The organism is Alteromonas sp. V450 (assembly GCF_001885075.1).
Classification (GTDB): domain Bacteria; phylum Pseudomonadota; class Gammaproteobacteria; order Enterobacterales; family Alteromonadaceae; genus Alteromonas.
This window is the reverse complement of sequence record NZ_MODU01000004.1, coordinates 183,203-204,495: the sequence shown is the minus strand read 5'-3', so window position 1 is coordinate 204,495 and position 21,293 is coordinate 183,203. Positions and strand designations below refer to the sequence as shown.

At 44.3% G+C, this 21,293-nt stretch carries 18 protein-coding genes; 8 read left to right on the top strand and 10 right to left on the bottom strand.

Annotated elements, in window-relative coordinates:
* Nucleotides 1-212 precede the first annotated feature (212 nt).
* Entirely contained in the window at nucleotides 213-563 is a 351-nt protein-coding gene (locus BK026_RS00940) for a Grx4 family monothiol glutaredoxin (protein ID WP_014948765.1), read from the bottom strand.
* Nucleotides 564-911: 348 nt separating this feature from the next.
* On the opposite strand from BK026_RS00940, the gene sodB reads away from it, so the two are divergent.
* The 4 genes from sodB to BK026_RS00920 all read left to right on the top strand — a co-directional run bounded on the left by sodB (nucleotide 912) and on the right by BK026_RS00920 (nucleotide 6,566).
* Entirely contained in the window at nucleotides 912-1,493 is a 582-nt protein-coding gene (gene sodB / locus BK026_RS00935) for a superoxide dismutase [Fe] (RefSeq protein ID WP_071814114.1), read from the top strand.
* A gap of 230 nt (nucleotides 1,494-1,723) precedes the next feature.
* Nucleotides 1,724-3,646 carry a PrkA family serine protein kinase gene (locus tag BK026_RS00930; RefSeq protein WP_071814113.1) on the top strand — a complete coding sequence of 641 codons (1,923 nt, stop codon included), beginning with the start codon at nucleotides 1,724-1,726 and terminating at the stop codon, nucleotides 3,644-3,646.
* 84 nt (nucleotides 3,647-3,730) lie between these two features.
* A complete protein-coding gene (locus BK026_RS00925; protein WP_071817417.1) occupies nucleotides 3,731-5,017 on the top strand; it encodes a YeaH/YhbH family protein in 1,287 nt (428 codons plus the stop codon).
* A gap of 1 nt (nucleotide 5,018) precedes the next feature.
* Nucleotides 5,019-6,566, top strand: a complete 1,548-nt coding sequence (locus tag BK026_RS00920; protein ID WP_071814112.1) for a SpoVR family protein — start codon at nucleotides 5,019-5,021, stop codon at nucleotides 6,564-6,566.
* Nucleotides 6,567-6,592: 26 nt separating this feature from the next.
* Here the strand turns inward: BK026_RS00920 and BK026_RS00915 are convergent, their stop codons facing one another.
* The 3 genes from BK026_RS00915 to prmB form a co-directional block, all read right to left on the bottom strand.
* A complete protein-coding gene (locus tag BK026_RS00915) occupies nucleotides 6,593-7,810 on the bottom strand; it encodes an MFS transporter (protein WP_071814111.1) in 1,218 nt (405 codons plus the stop codon).
* Between the two features lie 151 nt (nucleotides 7,811-7,961).
* The gene (gene aroC / locus BK026_RS00910) at nucleotides 7,962-9,059 is read right to left on the bottom strand and encodes a chorismate synthase (RefSeq protein ID WP_071814110.1); all 1,098 of its coding nucleotides are present in this window, start codon (nucleotides 9,057-9,059) and stop codon (nucleotides 7,962-7,964) included.
* Nucleotides 9,060-9,068: 9 nt separating this feature from the next.
* On the bottom strand, nucleotides 9,069-10,004 hold the full coding sequence (prmB, locus tag BK026_RS00905; RefSeq protein WP_071817416.1) for a 50S ribosomal protein L3 N(5)-glutamine methyltransferase: 936 nt from the start codon (nucleotides 10,002-10,004) through the stop codon (nucleotides 9,069-9,071).
* A 152-nt stretch (nucleotides 10,005-10,156) separates the two neighbouring features.
* Between prmB and smrB the strand changes: the two genes are divergently transcribed.
* A complete protein-coding gene (gene smrB / locus BK026_RS00900; RefSeq protein WP_071814109.1) occupies nucleotides 10,157-10,807 on the top strand; it encodes an endonuclease SmrB in 651 nt (216 codons plus the stop codon).
* 14 nt (nucleotides 10,808-10,821) lie between these two features.
* Here the strand turns inward: smrB and BK026_RS19455 are convergent, their stop codons facing one another.
* The 5 genes from BK026_RS19455 to BK026_RS00880 form a co-directional block, all read right to left on the bottom strand.
* Nucleotides 10,822-10,947, bottom strand: coding sequence for a DUF3149 domain-containing protein (locus tag BK026_RS19455; RefSeq protein ID WP_143142066.1), 126 nt, complete (start codon nucleotides 10,945-10,947; stop codon nucleotides 10,822-10,824).
* 143 nt (nucleotides 10,948-11,090) lie between these two features.
* Entirely contained in the window at nucleotides 11,091-11,549 is a 459-nt protein-coding gene (locus tag BK026_RS00895; RefSeq protein ID WP_071814108.1) for a hypothetical protein, read from the bottom strand.
* Between the two features lie 433 nt (nucleotides 11,550-11,982).
* Nucleotides 11,983-12,621: a hypothetical protein gene (locus BK026_RS00890; RefSeq protein ID WP_071814107.1), complete on the bottom strand. Its 639-nt coding sequence runs from the start codon at nucleotides 12,619-12,621 to the stop codon at nucleotides 11,983-11,985.
* 67 nt (nucleotides 12,622-12,688) lie between these two features.
* Entirely contained in the window at nucleotides 12,689-14,287 is a 1,599-nt protein-coding gene (gene gshA / locus BK026_RS00885) for a glutamate--cysteine ligase (RefSeq protein WP_083574953.1), read from the bottom strand.
* Nucleotides 14,288-14,361: 74 nt separating this feature from the next.
* Nucleotides 14,362-17,226 carry a pitrilysin family protein gene (locus BK026_RS00880; protein ID WP_071814105.1) on the bottom strand — a complete coding sequence of 955 codons (2,865 nt, stop codon included), beginning with the start codon at nucleotides 17,224-17,226 and terminating at the stop codon, nucleotides 14,362-14,364.
* Nucleotides 17,227-17,438: 212 nt separating this feature from the next.
* Between BK026_RS00880 and BK026_RS00875 the strand changes: the two genes are divergently transcribed.
* The 3 genes from BK026_RS00875 to BK026_RS00865 are packed head-to-tail and all read left to right on the top strand — an operon-like array spanning nucleotide 17,439 to nucleotide 19,671.
* Complete coding sequence (locus BK026_RS00875) at nucleotides 17,439-18,005, top strand: Hpt domain-containing protein (protein WP_071814104.1); 567 nt, start codon at nucleotides 17,439-17,441, stop codon at nucleotides 18,003-18,005.
* The gene (locus BK026_RS00870; protein ID WP_071814103.1) at nucleotides 18,005-18,757 is read left to right on the top strand and encodes a pseudouridine synthase; all 753 of its coding nucleotides are present in this window, start codon (nucleotides 18,005-18,007) and stop codon (nucleotides 18,755-18,757) included. Before BK026_RS00875 ends, BK026_RS00870 begins: the two co-directional genes overlap by 1 nt.
* Before the next feature lie 56 nt (nucleotides 18,758-18,813).
* Nucleotides 18,814-19,671 (top strand): ketopantoate reductase family protein, encoded by an 858-nt coding sequence (locus tag BK026_RS00865; protein WP_071817415.1) that lies wholly within the window; start codon nucleotides 18,814-18,816, stop codon nucleotides 19,669-19,671.
* A 40-nt stretch (nucleotides 19,672-19,711) separates the two neighbouring features.
* On the opposite strand, the gene lysS is transcribed toward BK026_RS00865, so the two are convergent.
* Nucleotides 19,712-21,280, bottom strand: a complete 1,569-nt coding sequence (gene lysS / locus BK026_RS00860; protein ID WP_071814102.1) for a lysine--tRNA ligase — start codon at nucleotides 21,278-21,280, stop codon at nucleotides 19,712-19,714.
* Nucleotides 21,281-21,293 lie beyond the last annotated feature (13 nt).

The following is a 21,293-nucleotide window of genomic DNA, read 5'->3' as shown; positions in this document are numbered from 1 at the left end:
TATAGAACGCAAGATATTAAAAAACAAACCTTTTTTGACAAAATTAAAATATTTTTTCAGACCATAGAGGATTTTTATTTCTGACCTGTCTATATAGGTTTTACGGGAATGAAAGCACGGAACTTTTGATGGTTTCTGATGAAAAAAACCGGCGAAAAGCCGGCTTTTAAATCGTTTCTGCGAATATTCAATTTTACTCGCGAAAGCGAAATTTATTCTGCTTCTTTGTACTTTGCAGCGGTCTCTTTGATAAGCGGCTGTAGTTCATTCTGTTGGAACATTTCAATAATAATATCGCAACCGCCCACAAGCTCACCTTCTACCCAAAGTTGCGGAAATGTTGGCCAGTTGGCGTATTTCGGCAGTTCGGCGCGAATATCAGGGTTTTGCAGGATATCTACATACGCAAATGGTTCGCCACATGACATCAACGCTTGTGATGCTTGTGAAGAAAAGCCACAGCTAGGAAGTTTAGGTGAGCCTTTCATATATAGTAAAATGGGATTTTCTTCGATTTGCTGCTTAATTCTATCTAGCGTCGATTGATTTTCAGTATTATCCATTTGATTCCTCTGAGCACAAAAATGTATTCCCGTTAATATGGGAATGCATGAATGATTTATCAAGGTAGAGGGTATCACAAATTCCAAAGTAGTTACCCTTCGCTAAATTGATCTTTTCGTTCACTGAATTGCTATTTACCTGTAGAACTTTATACATTGGGCTTGTACAAACTGAGTTTTGAAAAATAATTCATAATTTTGTCATTGAGTTATAGGACTTTGTCCCCACTATTGATATATGCTCAAACATCTAAAGTAATTGCGTTAAAAACACGTTGCAACGCACTTATTGAACAGGCGAAAATAAGTGCGCTTTAGACTACAAACTAAACCAACATGGAGACCGTCATGGCTTTTGAATTACCAGCATTACCATACGAACAAAATGCACTAGAACCACATATTTCCGCTGAAACGCTTGAATATCACTATGGCAAGCACCACGCTACTTATGTAACTAAGCTTAACGGCCTAGTTGAAGGTACTGAAATGGAAAGCAAAAGCTTAGAAGAAATCATCAAATCTTCTGAAGGCGGTGTTTTCAACAATGCAGCACAAGTATGGAACCACACGTTCTATTGGCATTGCCTTAGTCCAAATGGCGGCGGCGAGCCAACAGGCGCACTAGCTGATGCGATCAACGCAAAATGGGGTTCATTTGCAGACTTCCAAGCAGCGTTCAACGACAAAGCAGTAAACAACTTCGGCTCTAGCTGGACATGGCTAGTTAAAACAGCTGACGGCAGCCTAGACATCGTAAATACCAGCAATGCTGAAACGCCAATCTCTGGTGATGATCTAACGCCAGTGCTAACTGTTGACCTTTGGGAGCACGCTTATTATATCGATTATCGTAACGCGCGCCCTAAATACCTAGAAAATTTCTGGGCATTAGTAAATTGGGAATTCGCAAACAGCAACTTTGCGTAAGCCAAGAACTCGAGAATATAGCGCTTTGCGCCTGTAACAGCGCAAAGCGCCACATAGAAAAGCCCCACTTCATAGTGGGGCTTTTTAGTTCTCTTTAATGACACTAAATTCTTATTAAAGTTGCATTTTTCATTAGACGAAAAGATTAAAAACTATACACAATAATTACTATCGTTTTCCCAAATACCTACTAAGCTGAAATTACGGGGTTCCGTATTTAAGGGGTATTCATGGGTATTTTTGAACACTATCAAAGTCGCTATGAAGAGCGAAAACAAGAAGAGTTCACCATTGGGGAGTTCCTTGAAATTTGTAAAGAGGATCAAACCGCTTATGCAAATGCAGCAGAACGTTTGCTACAAGCTATTGGTGAGCCTGAATTAATCGACACTGCCAACGATCCGGCGCTAAGCCGCATTTTCTCAAACCGCGTTATTTCTCGTTATCCAGCTTTTTCAGAATTCTATGGCATGGAAGAGGCCATAGAACAAATCGTTTCTTACCTTAAACACGCTGCACAAGGTCTTGAAGAGAAGAAACAAATTCTCTATTTGCTCGGCCCAGTGGGTGGCGGTAAATCGTCTCTGGCAGAGAGACTTAAAGAACTGATGCAGCACGTACCTATTTACATGCTGAAAGGCTCGCCTGTTAACGACCATCCATTCTGTCTGTTTGATGTCAAAGAAGATGGCGACATTTTACAAAAAGAGTACGGCATTCCTAAGCGCTACTTAAAAACCATCATGTCTCCGTGGGCACGCAAACGCCTGCATGAATTCAATGGCGATATTACCCAGTTTAAGGTGGTTCGCGTTTATCCGTCAGTGCTCGACCAGGTGGGTATCGCTAAAACCGAACCCGGTGACGAAAACAACCAAGACATTTCTGCACTCGTTGGTAAGGTAGACATTCGCCGCCTAGAGCAGTACGCACAAAACGACCCTGACGCTTACAGCTATTCAGGCTCACTGTGCAAGGCCAATCAGGGCTTAATGGAATTTGTAGAGATGTTTAAAGCACCGATTAAAGTGCTGCATCCACTACTAACCGCTACACAAGAGGGCAACTACAACCCAACAGAAGGCTTCTCTGCCCTTCCCTTCGATGGACTTATACTTGCACACTCAAACGAATCTGAGTGGCAATCGTTCAGGAACAATAAAAATAACGAGGCCTTCCTAGATCGTGTTTATATTGTCAAAGTACCGTACTGTTTACGAGTACGTGAAGAGATTAAGATTTACAAAAAATTGTTGGATAGCAGTGAGCTAAATGGTGCCCCCTGTGCACCAGATACATTAGAGTGTCTGGCACAATTCACCGTATTGTCGCGCTTAAAAGAACCAGAAAACTCCAGCATGTTTTCTAAAATGCGCGTATACGATGGCGAAAGCCTGAAAGACACCGACCCGAAAGCCAAGTCTTATCAGGAGTACAAAGATTACGCCGGAGTTGATGAAGGCATGGAGGGTTTGTCCACCCGCTTTGCCTTTAAAATTCTTTCTCGCGTGTTTAACTTCGATCACCAAGAAGTGGCGGCAAATCCTGTACACCTGTTTTATGTTCTAGAACGTCAAATTGAACGAGAGCAATTTCCTCAAGAAACTGCCGACAAGTATTTGGAGTTCTTAAAAGGTTACCTAATTCCTCGCTATGTGGAGTTCATTGGTAAAGAGATTCAAACGGCTTACTTAGAGTCCTATTCTGAATACGGTCAGAATCTGTTTGACCGCTATGTCACCTATGCTGATTTCTGGATCCAAGACCAAGAGTATCGCGACCCTGAAACCGGACAACTTTTTGACAGAGCATCGCTGAATGCTGAGTTAGAGAAAACGGAGAAACCTGCTGGCATCAGTAATCCTAAGGATTTCCGTAACGAAATCGTCAACTTTGTTTTGAGAGCCCGTGCAAATAACGGCGGCAAAAACCCAGCATGGACCAGTTACGAAAAACTTCGCACCGTGATTGAGAAGAAAATGTTTTCTAACACAGAAGATTTGCTGCCGGTTATTTCGTTCAACACCAAAGGCTCCGCTGAAGAGCAGAAAAAGCACGATGACTTTGTAAATCGTATGACCGAGAAGGGATATACGCAAAAACAAGTCAGGTTGCTATGTGAATGGTACCTTCGCGTACGCAAAGCGTCTTAGCGCTCAAGCTACGTAGTTTTAGGGCGCGTGCTCGCGCGCTTTAAAACCGGTATTTGTAGTTCACAACAAAACAAGCAGGTGTGTATGGCGCATTTTATTGACCGAAGGTTAAACAGCAAAGGTAAAAGCACGGTAAACCGCCAACGCTTTATTAAGCGCTACAAACAGCAGATAAAACGGGCTGTTTCCGATGCAGTGGGCAAACGTTCTGTTACCGATTTAGATTCTGGCGAGCAAATTAGCATTCCAGCCAAAGATATTTCTGAACCGATTTTTCATACCGGCCGCGGCGGCAGCAGAGATATTGTCCACCCCGGCAACGACCAATTCACAGCGGGTGATAAAATAGATAGACCGCCAGGTGGCGGTGGCAAGGGCGCAGGCGAAGGCGACGCTAGCAATGAAGGCGAAGGCCAAGATGAGTTCGTATTTTCTATATCCAAAGACGAATATTTAGACCTACTTTTTGAAGATTTAGCGCTTCCCAACCTAAAGAAAAATCAATTTGATAAAGTCACCCAATACGAAACCTATCGCGCAGGTTATCAGACCGATGGCGTGCCAAGTAATTTAGATATTGTTCGCTCACTCAAAGGCTCTGTGGCAAGGCGTATTGCCTTAAGCGGAAGTGATAGAAAGAAACTGAGAGAGCTTGAAGAAAAACTTGCACTGCTTATAGAAGACAAGCACGACAATACGTTAGCCATAAATGCATTAAATGAAGAAATTGAAGCACTTAAAGCCAAAATAGCCCGCGTGCCTTTTATTGATACTTTCGATTTGCGCTTTAAGAACTATGACAAGCGTCCGCTTCCCTCAAGCAAAGCCGTAATGTTTTGTTTAATGGACGTATCTGGTTCTATGGACCAAGCCACCAAAGACATGGCTAAACGGTTTTATATTTTGCTATATCTCTTCTTAACGCGAACCTATGAAAACGTAGACGTGGTGTACATTCGCCATCACACCCAAGCGAAAGAAGTAGACGAGCAGGAGTTTTTCTATTCTCAAGAAACCGGCGGCACTATTGTTTCAAGTGCATTAAAGCTGATGGATGAAGTAGTGCGAGAACGCTATAGCGATGGGAATTGGAATATTTATGCGGCGCAGGCTTCAGATGGCGATAACTGGGCTGATGACTCGCCGCAATGTCGTGACTTACTTGCCGCTAAGTTGTTACCAGCAACCCGTCATTATGCCTATATCGAAATAACTGAAAGACAGCACCAAAGTTTGTGGCGTGAATACGAGAAAGTGGCCGCCACTCACGACAACTTTGTATGTAAGCACATACAAACACAGGCCGACATCTACCCTGTGTTCAGAGAGCTATTCAAACGCTCTGAACAAGATGCGCAGCAAGGAGCCTAATATGACAACCGACGCTATGGCAAAAGAAAAAAGCAAGCCTGAAACATCAAAACGCCACTTATTAAGCGATGGGCCCGACTGGACGTTTCCACTTATAGAAGAGTATGAGCAACATATCGATCGCATCGCCAAAAAATTTAAGTTAGACACTTATCCCAATCAAATTGAGGTGATCACCGCAGAGCAGATGATGGATGCTTACGCCAGCATCGGCATGCCGCTTAACTACACGCACTGGAGCTTTGGCAAGAAGTTTATTCAAACTGAGCAACAATACCGCCGTGGACAAATGGGGCTGGCTTACGAAATCGTCATTAACTCTGACCCCTGCATTGCATATTTAATGGAAGAGAACACCATTACTATGCAGGCGCTGGTGATGGCTCATGCGTGCTATGGCCACAATTCGTTTTTCAAAGGCAACTACTTATTTAAAACCTGGACTGATGCTAGCTCTATAATCGATTATCTTGTCTTTGCTAAAAACTACATTGCTAAATGTGAACAGAAGTACGGCTATGACGAGGTCGAAAATATGCTCGACTCGTGTCACGCGCTAATGAATTACGGCGTTGACCGATACAAACGCCCGCAGAAAATTTCGTTACAAGAAGAGAAAAACAGACAAGAAGAGCGCGAGGCCTACCTGCAATCGCAAGTGAATGAGCTTTGGCGTACCTTGCCCGATAGCCCGCATAGCAAACACAAAGAAAAAATTCGCTTTCCACAAGAACCGCAAGAAAACCTGCTTTATTTTATTGAGAAAAACGCACCTTTACTGGAACCTTGGCAACGTGAAATTGTGCGTATTGTACGGAAAGTTTCACAGTATTTTTATCCGCAAAAACAAACCCAAGTGATGAACGAAGGATGGGCCTGTTTTTGGCATTACCATATTCTCAATGAGATGTATGACGAGGGTTTGGTCAGCGACCGCTTCATGATGGAGTTTTTGCACAGTCATTCAAGCGTTGTCATGCAGCCAGAATACAACAGCCCTTATTACTCTGGCATCAATCCGTATGCGTTAGGCTTTTCCATGTTCATGGATATTAAACGGGTATGTCAGTCCCCCACCGAAGAAGACTATAAATATCTTCCAAGTATTGCGGGAAAAGACTGGCTGGAAACCGTGCATTTCGCCATGGAAAACTTTAAAGACGAAAGTTTTATCAGTCAGTTTTTATCCCCTAAAGTTATTCGGGACTTTAAGTTATTCGCCCTTGAAGATGACACCACCAAACCCTTTATTGCGGTGAGCGCTATTCATGACGAAATGGGTTATCAAATTATTAAAGAGAAGCTGTCAGCTCAATACAATTTGAGTAATTTAGAGCCTAACATTCAGGTACACAACGTTGATGTGCGAGGCGACCGTTCGCTTACTCTTCGCTATATTCCTCAGCGAGGTATTCCGCTAGGCGATTCAAAAGATGAAGTTATGCGCCACCTGCACAGGCTTTGGAAATTCGATGTACGCTTAGAGCAAGACAATGGTGATGATGGTATTGACGTGATATCAGAGTGTAAACGTGCACCGCAGGCATAAGCCTGCGGTCACTCTTAGACCGAATTTTAAGCCGCCTTTGCACTTTCCATTTCTTTTCTAGAACACAATAACAATGACAGTGCACCTATTGCTGCAAAAACGGCTGCAGTAACGAACGTCTCATAGGCGTTAGTGCCTTGCTGCCACTGCTGCCCTGCCATGTAGTTGCCAAATGCGCCGCCCAGTCCAAACGCTATACTGATGTACACCGCTTGCCCTCGGCTTTGATACGCCTTCGGCAGGAACTGGTGGATAAAATGCACCGATACTGCATGGGTTAAACCAAAGCTTAACGCATGAATAAGCTGACTTAGCACAATCACCATAAAGGTATCAGCAAACGCCGCCATGACATACCAGCGAAGCCCTGTCAGCGCGATGCTCACGAACAATAAATTCCATACGCCAAACTGACTAATAAGCCTGCGGGCAATAAGAAATATCCCCACCTCGGCAAGTACCCCAAGCGCGATAAAGATGCCGGTTTGTTGGCCGCTGTAGTCAAGGTCGCGCATGTAAAGGGCGAAAAATCCGTAATACGCACCAAAGCTAATTTGCAAACACGCTGAAGCGAATATAAAGATGGCAAAAGGTTTTTGTTTGGCGTATTTCCAAATACTGCCCGCGGTAGACGATTCAGGTGCAGCTTCTTTGGGTGCACGTATGAACAAGGTACTGATGAACAGTAACGCGAGTACGCCAATACTGGCGTGCACTGGCGTATCGGTAGAAAAAATATCTAGGGCTTTACCCACACCTACCGTCAAACAAATAAAGCCAACGCTCCCCCATAGCCTTACCTGCCCATAGGTGGCCTTGGTTTTCGCCACTGTATTCATGGTGATAACTTCAAGCTGAGGCAACACCGCAGTCCAGAACATCATCATTAATCCGAAAGCCAGCGTAAGCCCCCAAAAACTGGTGAAGTAAAATACCGAACTAAAAGTCAGTACGGTAAGTAAGCAGCCCAAACGCATTACGCCGATGGCATTACCGGTTTTATCGGCCACGCCAGCCCACAGGCCAGGGCCTAAAATACGCGCTAGCGTTATAACCGCAAAGAGTTCACCAATCTCGGCAGAGGAAAACCCCCGTCCATCAAGAAAAATACCTAAATAAGGCACAAGTACGCCAAGCTGGCCGAAGTAAAGCCAGTAGGTAATAGCAAGAATAAAAAGACCGGTTTTGCCGCTTGCCGGACTCGCCGAAGTGCTTTTGGCGTCGTTTAGGCCATTTGGTGACAATTCACATCTCCATATGCAAAAACGCCACTAGCGCAAAACGGGTAGTGGCGAATAGTAAAATTCATTGGCGCAACATGTTTTTAGTGCCGCGCGTATTTGTAAACCACGTGAATGTGGTGGTCGTTAGAATGCGGCGTTAGGATTATAAACGCTATGCCTGACCCGCAATAGGTTTGGTGGTCGATACCACACCGGCATTTTGCGCGCGGTGACGCAGCAGATGATCCATCAATACCAGCGCCAGCATGGCTTCGGCAATTGGAACAGCACGAATACCCACACACGGGTCGTGGCGACCTTTGGTGACGATATCAATTTCTTTATTGTCTTTATTGATAGTTTTACCCGGCACCGAAATACTCGAGGTCGGCTTAAGCGCCATGTGCACTTCAATATCCTGTCCGGTAGAAATACCGCCTAGCACGCCACCTGCATGATTAGAGGTGAAGCCGTCAGGAGTCAATGTATCGCGGTGCTCACTGCCTTTTTGGTTGATTACATCAAAACCGTCACCAATTTCTACGCCCTTTACAGCATTAATACCCATCATGGCGTGGGCAATTTCAGCATCTAGCCTATCAAAAACCGGCTCACCAAGGCCTACGGGCACGTTCTTCGCTACCACCGATACTTTTGCGCCAATGCTGTCACCAGATTTTTTAAGGTCACGCATGTACTCGTCTAGCGCATCTAACTTAGACTCATCTGGGCAGAAGAACGGGTTAGTGTTAGTTACACTATGGTCAACTTTATCTACCGTTACCGGGCCAAGCTGAGACAAATAGCCTAACACTTCAATGCCGTGCACTTCTTTGAGGTACTTTTTCGCAATACCACCTGCAGCTACACGAATAGCCGTTTCACGGGCTGATGAACGCCCACCACCGCGGTAATCACGGCTACCGTACTTTTGATCGTAGGTATAGTCAGCGTGGCCTGGACGAAAGCGGTCCTTGATATTGCCGTAATCTTGGCTTCGCTGATCTTTATTTTTAATCAATAAACCAATGCTAGTGCCGGTTGTTTTGCCTTCAAATACGCCAGATAAAATCTGTACTTCATCGTCCTCTCTTCGCGCTGTGGTATAGCGCGAAGTGCCTGGTTTGCGTCTGTCTAAATCAACCTGAAGATCTTCTTCTGTGATCTCAAGTCCTGGAGGGCAACCGTCTACCACACCGCCAATTGCAATGCCGTGGCTTTCACCAAACGTGGTTACAGTGAAAAGTTTTCCGAAGCTGTTACCTGACATAATTAACTGTTAATCCTTACTACTAAAATACTGTACTAATGTGTCTTTTTGAACGGCGAAAATACCTGAGCCGCCATTTTCAAACTCAAGCCAAATGACTTCTAAGCCAGGGAACCTTTCGCTCATATGCACTTCACTATTCCCTACTTCTACGAATAACCAACCGCCATCATTAAGGTAAGTTGGCGCCTCTTTAAGCATGATATCAACCAGTTCCAAACCATCTTCACCTGCTGCAAGGGCAAGCTCAGGCTCGTGGTGATATTCTTCTGGCAGGTCAGCCATGTCTTCCGCGTCAACATAAGGCGGATTAGACACTATCAGGTCGTACTTCTGCCCTTCTAGGCTAGAAAACAGATCTGACTGGATTGGATACACACGGTGGCTTAGACCATGCTCCTGAATATTAATGTCAGCCACTTCCAAGGCATCTGTGCTAATATCTACCGCGTCCACCTGTGCTTCAGGATACGCATGAGCAAGTGCAATAGCGATACACGCACCGCCTGTGCACATGTCGAGAATAGTGTTTGGCGATGATTCTACAAAAGGCGCAAATTCGTTTTGAATGAGTTCAGCAAACGGTGAACGAGGAATAAGCACGCGCTCGTCTACGTAAAACGGCATACCGCAGAACCATGCTTCATTAGTGATGTAAGGCAATGGCATGCGCGTCTGCACGCGTTTCAAAACAAGCTCTGCAATCTTCTCTCGCTCGCTTTTCGTTAAGCGCGACGCCATTACACTATCGCCCACTTGCTCTAGTATAGGGTGAGGCAAATGTAAGGCTTGCATAACTAGGCTTGTCGCTTCGTCCCACGCGTTGTCAGTGCCATGACCAAAATACAAAGCCGCATCGTTAAAACGGCTGGTTGCCCATCGTGTCATATCTAACAGGGTATGCAGATCTTCAATGGCTTCTTCAAGGTAAAACTTATCGGTCATGGCGTTTGGGTACATCAAAAATTTTAAAGCTGGTATCATACCCAAACTTCATACCGATTCACATAATTAACTACGTACCGAATCTTTCTATTCGTTATAATTTAGGCGTTTTGAATCGGTAAATTCGAGTGTATTAACCCAAGCTATCGTTGATGAAAACCTTTAAAAAAGAACTCAAAGCATTAAAGAAGCAACTTTCTGAACCCAATCGTCATACAAACAAGGCGATAAAGGAAGGTGCGCGCAATGGAAACACGTCTACGGATACTGAGGAAGACACCTTTTCATTTGCCGATGCAATGCAGGGAGTGACGCTCTTATCACAAGATAAAGTTGAGCCCGATAAGAAAGTTGAATTATTTAAAAAGTCGCAGCAGGGTAAAGGTAAACACTTAAAACACAGCAAGCAATTAGCGGCAAGCTTCGACTTTTCTGATATGTATCAGGCAGCGCTGCCGCAAGAAGGCCCCATGCGCTTTTGCCAGGAAGGTGAGTCGACGCATATATTGAAACAGTTGCGCCGCGGCGACTATTCGCCAGAAATGACGTTAGATTTACACGGCCTCACTCGCGAGATGGCAAAAGCCGAGCTTGCCGCACTTATTCACACGGCAAGAAAAGACCTGATTGACTGCGTTTGTGTGATGCACGGCTTTGGTCAGGGCGTTTTAAAAGCCGCCCTGCCCCACTACTTAGTTCAGCACCCACATGTACGTGCGTTTCATCAAGCGCCCCTTGAATACGGTGGCCAAGCAGCGCTATTAGTGCTTGTTGACGTTCCGCTTCAAAATAATAAGCGCTGAAGTACAAATTCGGCCTACTTTGTATCGTCCGCACTATTGTGCATAAACAAATAAGTGTAATACACCATCATTGCGATGATAATGCCGATACCTAATAGTGATCCCCAAACGACGGGGTCTTTTATCATTGACCACAACATAATTAATCTCCTCTAGAACTTCTTAAAAGATAGAGGAGTTTTGCAGTGCGCCCTGTGATCCAGATCAATATTATTAAAGCACCTTCTGACATAAATAAGCGAACTTGATCCAGGTCAATAATCCGCGTTTTATAACCGCTACGTTACGGAGTTGTCCACGACGATGAAGTGAAACCACGAGACTGCATACTTGTCAGAATATGCTCTTTTAACCACTCATTTGCTTCGTGTGTTGAGCTAAAGTACTCGAAAGGTAAGCCAGAGCCAGCATAAATACGTGACCAAAACTTTCTTTGCATCGCTGCGCCTTCACTTTCATGTAAAATAACAGCCGTAGCCGCAAGTCCAAGCGCCATTGCTTTTTGCACTATCTCGTGGCCTCTGTCTGTTGCCTCCATTGGTGCCAACGCCAAACCGTAAACATTAACCAAACTTCCCCAGCAGGGAACATCAATCTGTTTTCGTGTTTCGCCAACAACCCGCTCATACTTTGTCATAAACTCGAGATTAAAAGGCCCGGTAAGATTAATAGAAAGGATCTGCAGCTCAGAAACATATATTGCTTGCACCTCCCCGTGTGCACTGAACTTGTTTGATTTCATTAGTTTCTCCCTTCTCTGAAAAAGTATAGGAAAAATACAAAGATAAAGACATGGGCATAAAAACCCAAAAAATGTATTGCAAATCATTCTCATTTACAATAATCTACAAATGCCTGTTCGACGTTGGGTAAAAAAACGGTCTTGGCTTAGCGTCGCTGAGGGATAGACGCCCGTCTATCCCTTTTTTTTATTTCTGCCCTATTTTTTGTCAGTCTGCATAGTTAACTCTCCCGCCAGCTGGACTTTGAATGCTTCTAATCACGGCACGTTACTGCATATATAGTAGTTATAAATAAATGTGACACAACAAAGAGTACGGACATTTTAAACTCGCTCACTAAGATGGCGAGCACCTATGCGAATTGGTAACCATTCAATTTTCACCTGCACAAAAAAAGCGACAATATTGTCGCTTTTACTGGTTTTAGGTAATTCAACTGAAGAGCTTCATAAACCAACCTTTCTGAAGATCTTCTTCACAGGTTTTTAGCTGTGTGGCATAACGCAATGAACGGGCTTTTACCTTTGATGCCACTTTCTTTAACCACGGCTTTCTGTCATAGCTGCGACGCTTATAGCCTCCCCAACCTTCGTGATAATTTAAATACTGTGCGTAAGCATCCCATTTAGAGACACCATTCACTTTCTGAGATTTATAAATAAACCAGCCCATAAAGTCGATAGCGTCCTCGAAGTCATCGCGATCTGCACCGTCGTTATCCGTTTCCCTCATGTAATCAGACCACGTAGGTGTTTTTGCTTGTGAATAACCGTACGCTGAACTCACGCGCCCCCAAGGAATAAGTCCGAAGAAAACATAATCACGCGGTGGAAGCGCATCGTGACGAAAAGAGCTTTCTTGATACATCATCGCCATGGGAACATGTATGGGCACCCCCCATTTGTCTCGGGCATCAGCGGCTGCATCATACCAATCGTCCTTTTCGTAGAATATTTCACACAGATTACTGATGTCTTTAGGAGGCGTAGTTGCACATCCAGCGATAAACAGTGGAAAAAGAACGATGAGCGTTGATAAAAAAACAACCAATTTTTTGAACTTTTGGTTCATAACTTGTCTTAACTAATGTTCTAGCAAAATGTGTGTTTCCCTGGAACCTTTCGATGCCTGACCTATGTCAGGCATTTTTTTTTGCTGGGGCTTCAGAAAAGTAATCACGAATGAATGTATCAAAGTCTTTCACATCAGCAGCTTCTATTTCTTTTTGAGCCGCAAACGACGCCTCAGCTTGGGCAGCAAATCCAGTAGCATCGGTATCAGTGTATTTAAAAGACTTCATTTCAGCTTGATAAGCTTGTGCCAGTTCTAAGCCCAACACACCATTATCTTTGTCATTTTCTAGCAAGGTAGCGAGTAGTTTACCTGATGGAGTCAGCGCCGGATCTGCCACTTTTTCAGCTTCGACTTTCACCGCTTGCGAATAGCGCGACGTACCATTGGCCAAGTCGAGTAACTCAGCGGCTTTTGCAAAAAACTCAAATAGCGATTCACACCAATGGGGAAGTGAAATATCTTTACCACTGTTTTGCAGCAGCAAATCAGGGTTTCGCCCCTCTAGCACCACTTTGTTCATGTTCTCTTTAGCTTCTTTAAGCTGCGCTTCATCAAGCTCTGCACTTGGCATTAGCAAGCACGCTACTAAGAAAACATCTAAGAAGTCAAACTGGGTCTGTGAGATTCCTATTGCCGAGAACGGATTGACATCAAGTGCTCGCACTTCGATATAGCTAATTCCGCGCCTGACTAAAGCGTCAGTTGGCTTTTCCATTGACTTGGTTGGTTGCTTAGGACGTACCGGCGAGTACAACTCGTTTTCAATTTGAATAATATTGCGACTAAGCTGTTGATAGTTTCCTTCATCACCGGCAGCAAACTGACTAAAACGCGAAGAGGGGGTGTTCATTGCGTCGCGTAATAGTTTTACGTAATTGTCCAGCTGATTGTAGCAAATCTTAAGTGACGATTGCTCCGCACTGGTGTAACCCAAATCGCTCATCCGCAGCGATGTAGCATACGGCATATATACCGTACCTTTACCTACCTTTTGAAATGGCAATGCGTGCTGTTTTCCTTTTAAGAACGAGCCGCACAGTGCTGGTGACGCACCGTAAAGATATGGGATAAGCCAACACAGCCTGCGGTAATTACGGATTAACCCGAAGTAGTCAGCAGATATTTGCTCGTTTGAATGCGCTTTTCCGTTTAACTCTGCCCACAGCTTCCAGAAGGAATCTGGAAAGGAAAAGTTAAAATGCACGCCTGCAATTGCCTGCATCATACTACCGTAACGGTTTTTTAGCCCGATTCGATAGACACGCTTCATTTTGCCCACGTTTGATTCGCCAAAATAAGCGATAGGAATATCTGCTTCATCATCGATGAAACAAGGCATGCTCAATGGCCATATTTGTTCATCGCCAATATTATCGATAACGAATTTATGAATATCTTTTAACTGAGAAATGGTTTTTGCAGCACTATCTTCCGGCGGCGTAATAAACTCTAGCAATGATTCAGAAAAATCTGTGGTAATTGAATCATGGGTTAATGCAGAGCCCAGTGGTTTAGGGTGAGGCGTTTGTGCCAACGTACCGTTTGGATTTATACGAAGGGCTTCGCGCTCGACACCTCGCTTGATATTTTTTAGCGCAGCGAGAAACTCAGGTGACTTAAGCGCAGCAATGCGCGCATCAAAACGGGATGGGTCTACAGTCAAAATGGTGATCCGTTATGTCAATATTACCCCCTGTTATGGGGGGCATAAGTGTTAATTCAACAAATTTTAATTTTTCAGTTTAACGTTTTACGCGTATTGCTCTCTACTGACAACTCGACAATTGGCATTGATAACGCGTTCAACTGAGGTAATAGCTTTTCTTTATCGCCTACCACAATAATCTGCAGTTTGTCCGGGTTCAAATGTATATCCGCAATTCTATTTAGCTCAGCGCTAGTAATTTGATTAATGATACGCAACTGTTCAGTTCTGTAGTTTCTATCTAAATCATAGCTTATGAGTTGGCGTAAAAAACGTGCCTTACTGCCAGGCGTTTCGAATTTAAGGGCATCGCTAAGTGTATAAGCGTTACGAAGAAATTGAAGCTCGCCTTCGGTCATACCTTTCGTTTTATATGCGTTTATTTCGCGTAATATCTCCGTAATACCTTCAGCCGTATTCTCTGCTGTTAAATCCGTACTAACTTCAAACCAACCTATGCTTTTCCCACCAATGAATGCACTATTTGCCCCATAAGTTATGCCTTTATCTTCCCTTAAATTCAAATTTATACGGCTATTGAAAGCGCCCCCTAGTGGGAAGTTCATTAGACGAGCTTTGAACTGTTCACCCGTTGCATCAAAGGGCAAACTGAGCGATACAAGATGCACGATAGACTGCACAGCATCTGGGTTATCGACAAGGTAAATAGCATTTTCATCATAGGTTGGAAACGCTGTATAATCGTGTGTTGAATATTCAATACCTTGCCATTGCGCTAAAAATGCCATCTTTTCGAGCATAGCACTTTTTGGCAGGTTCCCAACAACAACAATATTAGCTTTTGATGGGTTGTAAAAACGTTTGTAAAAGCGTTTAACATCTTCCAATGTAATATTCTGAACTGTCTGCAGCGTACCTTCATCAGGAAGACTAACACGATTGTTGGCACCAAATAGTATTAAGTCCCTGGCCCTGCGAGCCATGTAAGACGGCGTTTTTGTTTGCTGCTGCAAGCTTTGTAAAACCCTTTCCTTCATTCGATTGAAATCTTCTTGCTTAAATGCAGGGTTAAACATTTTCTCCTTAACGATGGCAAGGGTTTCGTCAAGGTTCTTGGTTAATGTTGAAACATAGATTTGCGTGTAGCGCCCAGCACTCGAGATACTGACTGAACTGCCTAGTTTTGCCAGTTCATTTGCGAGCGCTTCATTGGCAAACTGCTTGGTGGTTTCGTTCATCATAAGCGCGGTAAGATATGCGGTTCCAGCTTTGTCCATATCTTCTAACAAAATACCACCATCCATACCGAGCATTATTGTAACGGTAGGTGTCTCACTGGTTGTGACACCCAACACTTTAATGTTGTTCTCTAGCGACGCTTCCCAAAATTCAGGGGCTGTTACTACCGGTACGTCACCTGCCTCAGGCATGATAGAGCGATCAAAACTTGAAGCGATATTTTCATTCGTCAATTTATCCACTGTATCGGCATCATGGTCGATTTTTCGTACGGGCCGATCGAAGTTTTGTTGTGCTGCGGCAAGTTTTGCCTGACCATGAGGGACAACGCTCAATGTCACTTTATTTGCGTTTTTAATATACTTTCTGTAAACCCGCATCACGTCTTCAGCGGTCACATTATTGTAACGGGCAATATTTTCCGATACTAAATCTGGTTGCTGATGAAACGTTTGATTTGCGGCTAACGTTGACACTTTTCCTGCCACGCTTTGTAAGCCAAATACCGTCCGCGCCTCAATTTGTGCTTTAGTTCGAATCAAGTCATCTGCTGTTACACCCCTATCTTCAAATTCCTCTAACGCTTTATCCAATGATGCATTTAACACTTCAAGCGAAGTTACTTTGCTAGGGTTGGCCAGCGCAACCATCTGAAACTCACACGCCAGTTCTCGGCATGGATGCGACACTGCCGCTTGTACAGCAAGCCCTTCCTTTACCATGTTTTTGTAGAGTAAAGATGTTTTTCCACCTCCCAAAATATCTGCGAGTACGTCAAGTGGCGCTTCATCTTCATGAAATGCGTAAGACGTAGGATAGGTAATTTGAAGCAGCGGTAAGTGAACATTATCCTCCAACGTAACAAAACGATTTTCAGATAATGTTACAGGTTTAGGTACAGGCTGTTTAACCTCTGGGCCTGAAGGGATGTCACCGAAATACTTTTTTACCCACTGCTTGGTTTGGGCAACGTCAATATCACCACCAATTGTGAGTACTGCGTTGTTTGGTCCATACCAACGCTTAAAAAAAGCTTTTAAATCATTAACGTTAACGCGATCTAAATCTTCAACGTAGCCAATTGTCATCCATGAATATGGGTGGCCTTCAGGATAAAGCGCTTCACCTATCAATTCGGTACGTAAGCCATATGGCTGATTATCAACGCGTTGAGAGCGCTCATTTTTAACGGTTTCACGCTGGTTTTCAAACTTGGTTTGGTCTACTGCTTCAAGCAGATAACCCATTCTATCGGATTCTAACCACAACACTTTTTCCAGTTGATTTGCTGGGACCGTTTGATAGTAATTTGTTCTATCGCTATTTGTCGTTCCGTTTAGGCTTCCACCCGCCTCAGTAATTATTTTAAAGTGCTGCTCATCATCGACATGCTTTGAACCTTGAAACATCATATGCTCAAAAAAGTGAGCAAACCCAGACTTGCCAACTTCCTCTCTTGCCGAGCCAACGTGATAAGTAACATCAACATGCACAAGAGGGTCAGAATTATCGTCGTGAAGAATGACGGTTAGCCCATTTTCAAGCGTAAATTTTTCATGAGGTATTGTCACCTCGTCCTGCCCCTGCATAGCTTGCTCAGCGAGCGGTTTATCCACCGAACTTCCACTTTGGCAAGAGGTTATTATTGTCGCCAATGCTGCAATAGCCAGCGCTCGAAAGGTCAGTTTTCCTGACATGTTGAATCCTTTAAAATCTAAGGCAGAGGAATGACACGCCTCATTTAACTAAGGTAACGAAGGTTATCAGACTTTTTATCCCTTTACTTGTCCCGACTTTGCTAACATTGTATTAATTTGTGTATTTCTGAAATACACTGCAAACAGCATGTCTATCAACGTATTAAAAATCGGCGGACAAAGACAAAAATCGTGGTTATAAGGACTTTTGCATGAATCAGTCAACAACAGTATTGGATATCGATTTCGGCATGTCGCAATTGAGCGGTAATAGGGAGCTTTTGTTTAAGCTTTTAAGAAAGTTTGCAAATGAGTACCGCACACTAGATGCAGATCTTCAAGCGCTCGTAGCTAAGCATGCGTTTAACGACGCCTATTCTTTGGTGCATACACTAAAGGGGGTAACGGGGAATTTGGGACTATTTGCACTGCACGAGGCCAGCAAACCTATCGAAAGCGGCTTTCGAAATGAACAGCAAGTCGCCGAAGAATATCCCTCTTTTTTATCGGTGTTAAATCAAACATTGAGTGAAGTAGACTCGCTAGTCAATAGTACAGAAGAAGTAGCTTCTTCCTCGCAACCCTCAAATGCGGCGGCTGCACAACACGCAAGAAAGCAGCTTATGACTGCGCTTAAAGCCAGCGAGTTCATCGCTCAGGAAACGTTAGATGAATGGTTAGATGCGCTGGCGCTTACTGATGCAAAACGAACCGCTATCATTGACGCTGTTGAGGAACTTGACTATGAAGAAGCAATAATTGAGTTAGAAAACAGCTAGTGCAAGATATTCCTATAGTATTTGAAAACAGCGACCTCGTTATCGTCAACAAACCTGTAGGCTTGGCTATGCATGACGAGGACAGTGCTGCTAGCGACGGCGAGATAGAACAGTCGGGTGCAGGAATAGTGACGTTACTAAAAAAACAGCTGAACGTTGAGAAACTGCATTTGTGCCACAGACTAGATACAGGTACATCGGGCTGTCTGTGCCTTGCTAAAAAACCTTCGATTGCAAGTGAAATTGGGGAGCTTTTCGCGAGCCGAAAAGTAAATAAGTATTATCTTGCACTGAGTGCTCAAAAACCTAAAAAGAAACAAGGCAGTGTGATTGGCGATATGAAGAACCGACGAGGCGGTCAGCGAATTCTATTAAAAACAACTGACAGCCCAGCGATCACGCAGTTTTTCAGTCAGTCAGCCATACCAGGAATTCGAGGGTTTATTGTTAAGCCTCGTAGCGGCAAAACACATCAAATACGCGTTGCGCTTAAAAGCGTTGGCGCACCTATATTAGGTGATGAGTTGTACGGTGGTGCGCGCGCAGACAGGCTTTACTTACATGCGTTAAAACTTATCATTCCGCTTTCTAACGGTGTTATTTCAGTAAACGCGTTGCCTACCAGCGGCGAATTATTTGACAATAATTTAGTGGACGAATGGGTTGCGTCAATGTTATCGCCTGAACACTTGGCTTGGCCCACGCTTCCTTCTCGTTTTACCTGCTCAAATGAATCAAAAGATGTGAACTAGCATTGAAAACCACTCTCCATATAGTAGGCGGTGGCGCCATTGGTAGCTTAATTGCAATGGGTGCTCAAAAGCACGGCGTTAACTACGCGCTCTACCCCAGAAACGTCTCTTCGGCGCCGCGAAAGGGTTATTGGTTAAATGGAGAGCCTTTATTGCTCGCTAACGCCAAACCACGCCCATGCTATCCTAGTAGCGATGATGTTGTGGTGATCCCATTAAAGGTATATCAACTGGCTGAAGCCCTGACATCTTGGCTTCCATATCTGCGCAATAAACCCACGGTCGTACTTCTACATAATGGCATGGGGGGGTTAGAAATTGCAGAAAATATACTGCCTAAGGATTATCCTTTACTTGTGGCTACAACAAGCCATGGTGCCTATAAAAAAAATGAAGGTAACGGTGACTACGAAGTAATTTATACCGGCCTTGGCAAGACGCAGATTGGCGCTCCCAATAAAGGGATAACTGCCGCAACTTGCCACAAGGTCGTCACTCTACTTAATGGCGTTCTCCCCCCCTTTGAATACCGCCAAGATATTCTTTCAGCATTGTGGGCTAAACTCTCAATCAATGCTGTTATCAATCCGTTGACCGCGCTTAATAATATAAAGAACAAACATATTGCCGATGCACAATTTGCATCTGTCAGAGAAGCGCTGTGTGAGGAGTTTAGTATTGTTGCCAACGCTTGCGGTATCAACGTTGACGCACAAACTGTTCATGAAAATGTGCTGTCTGTAGCTAAGGCGACCGGAGAAAACTACTCAAGTATGCATCAGGATGTAGCCCACGGTAGGCAAACAGAAATAGACGCCATCAACGGTTACATTGTCGATATGGCAACAAAAAAGGGTATTGTCGTTCCCGAGAATACCCTTTTAGTAAAGCGTGTTAAGGCGCTGAAGCGTTAACTGCGTCGAGCACCTAAATCACGCTATTTTAGGCTTAAGATTACTCTTGTTCACCCGCTTCTTGCGCGTCTTTTGGCGCCTGAGGCTTCATGTGTGGGAACAAGATAACGTCTTTAATTGTTGAGCTATCGGTAAATAGCATAGCTAGACGGTCGATTCCGATACCTTCACCCGCTGTTGGCGGTAAGCCATATTCGAGGGCGCGGATGTAATCATCGTCAAAGTGCATGGCTTCATCGTCGCCAGCGTCTTTTTCTTCAACCTGCTTTGCAAAACGTTCCGCTTGATCTTCTGGATCGTTAAGCTCGCTAAAGCCATTCGCTAATTCACGTCCACCTACAAAGAACTCGAAGCGGTCTGTAATGAATGGGTTGTTGTCGTTACGGCGCGCAAGCGGCGATACTTCCCACGGATATTCTGTAATGAACGTAGGTTGGATAAGCTTCTCTTCCGCTGTTGCTTCAAAGATTTCGCAAAGATACTTACCCGCACCCCATATACCATCAACCTCAGGCTCTTTAATGTGAAGCTGTTTTGCCATTGCTTTGAGCGCGTCAAGGTTCGCCTCTGGGTCGCGAATAGCTTCTTCGTTAGCTTCTGGCCAGTACTTAAGAATAGCTTCGCCCATGCTTAAGCGGTCAAACGGCTTACCAAAATCGTATTCAACTTCAGACGTCACGTTACCTTCAGCGTCTTTAGTTGTGTTTTTGATAATGCTTGTACCAAGAATATCTTCTGCCAGCGTACGCAGCATATCTTCTGTAAGATTCATCAGGTCGTTGTAGTCTGCATACGCTTGGTAGAACTCAAGCATAGTAAACTCTGGGTTGTGACGGGTTGATAAGCCTTCGTTACGGAAGTTACGGTTAATTTCGAATACACGCTCAAAACCACCAACCACTAGGCGCTTAAGGTAAAGCTCAGGTGCAATACGCAGGTACATATCGATATCTAACGCATTGTGGTGAGTCACAAACGGCTTCGCCGTCGCGCCACCAGGAATAACCTGTAGCATTGGCGTTTCTACTTCAAGGTAGTCACGTTCGGTAAGGTAATTGCGAATACCGTTTACAATCTTGCTACGGATCATGAACGTCTTGCGCGTTTGTTCACTTGTGATCAAATCAACGTAGCGCTGGCGATATTTCGTTTCCTGGTCACTCAAACCGTGGAATTTTTCTGGCAATGGACGAAGTGCTTTGGTTAGCAACTCGTATCGCTCCATGTTCACGTAAAGGTCGCCTTTACCTGACTTATGCAGGTCACCCGCCACGCCAATAATGTCACCAATATCTAGTGCACCATATTTTGCTTTAAGGGCTTTTTGCGTGTCTTTATCTGCATATGCCTGAATACGACCAGTCATATCTTGAAGCAGCATGAAAGGGCCACGCTTTGCCATAATACGGCCAGCGATGCTTACTTTGTTACCCTGCTCTTGTAGCGTTTCTTTGTCGAATTCACCGAACTTAGCTTGAAGCTCATCCGCATAGTTTTCGCGACGGAAGCTGTTTGGGAAACCGTTTGCACGGCACTGCTCGCGAATAGCGCTTAGCTTAGCACGGCGCTCTGCAATCAATTTGTTATCGTCTGTTTGTTGGTCAGTCATAACCTTTCACTTC

What these genes read in the sequence shown, in the direction of transcription:
- BK026_RS00940 (WP_014948765.1), bottom strand. Translation starts at nt 563, where the DNA reads ATGGATAATACTGAAAATCAATCGACGCTAGATAGAATTAAGCAGCAA.
- sodB (WP_071814114.1), top strand. Translation starts at nt 912, where the DNA reads ATGGCTTTTGAATTACCAGCATTACCATACGAACAAAATGCACTAGAA.
- BK026_RS00930 (WP_071814113.1), top strand. Translation starts at nt 1,724, where the DNA reads ATGGGTATTTTTGAACACTATCAAAGTCGCTATGAAGAGCGAAAACAA.
- BK026_RS00925 (WP_071817417.1), top strand. Translation starts at nt 3,731, where the DNA reads ATGGCGCATTTTATTGACCGAAGGTTAAACAGCAAAGGTAAAAGCACG.
- BK026_RS00920 (WP_071814112.1), top strand. Translation starts at nt 5,019, where the DNA reads ATGACAACCGACGCTATGGCAAAAGAAAAAAGCAAGCCTGAAACATCA.
- aroC (WP_071814110.1), bottom strand. Translation starts at nt 9,059, where the DNA reads ATGTCAGGTAACAGCTTCGGAAAACTTTTCACTGTAACCACGTTTGGT.
- prmB (WP_071817416.1), bottom strand. Translation starts at nt 10,004, where the DNA reads ATGACCGATAAGTTTTACCTTGAAGAAGCCATTGAAGATCTGCATACC.
- smrB (WP_071814109.1), top strand. Translation starts at nt 10,157, where the DNA reads ATGAAAACCTTTAAAAAAGAACTCAAAGCATTAAAGAAGCAACTTTCT.
- BK026_RS19455 (WP_143142066.1), bottom strand. Translation starts at nt 10,947, where the DNA reads ATGTTGTGGTCAATGATAAAAGACCCCGTCGTTTGGGGATCACTATTA.
- BK026_RS00895 (WP_071814108.1), bottom strand. Translation starts at nt 11,549, where the DNA reads ATGAAATCAAACAAGTTCAGTGCACACGGGGAGGTGCAAGCAATATAT.
- BK026_RS00890 (WP_071814107.1), bottom strand. Translation starts at nt 12,621, where the DNA reads ATGAACCAAAAGTTCAAAAAATTGGTTGTTTTTTTATCAACGCTCATC.
- BK026_RS00880 (WP_071814105.1), bottom strand. Translation starts at nt 17,226, where the DNA reads ATGTCAGGAAAACTGACCTTTCGAGCGCTGGCTATTGCAGCATTGGCG.
- BK026_RS00875 (WP_071814104.1), top strand. Translation starts at nt 17,439, where the DNA reads ATGAATCAGTCAACAACAGTATTGGATATCGATTTCGGCATGTCGCAA.
- BK026_RS00865 (WP_071817415.1), top strand. Translation starts at nt 18,814, where the DNA reads ATGGGTGCTCAAAAGCACGGCGTTAACTACGCGCTCTACCCCAGAAAC.
- lysS (WP_071814102.1), bottom strand. Translation starts at nt 21,280, where the DNA reads ATGACTGACCAACAAACAGACGATAACAAATTGATTGCAGAGCGCCGT.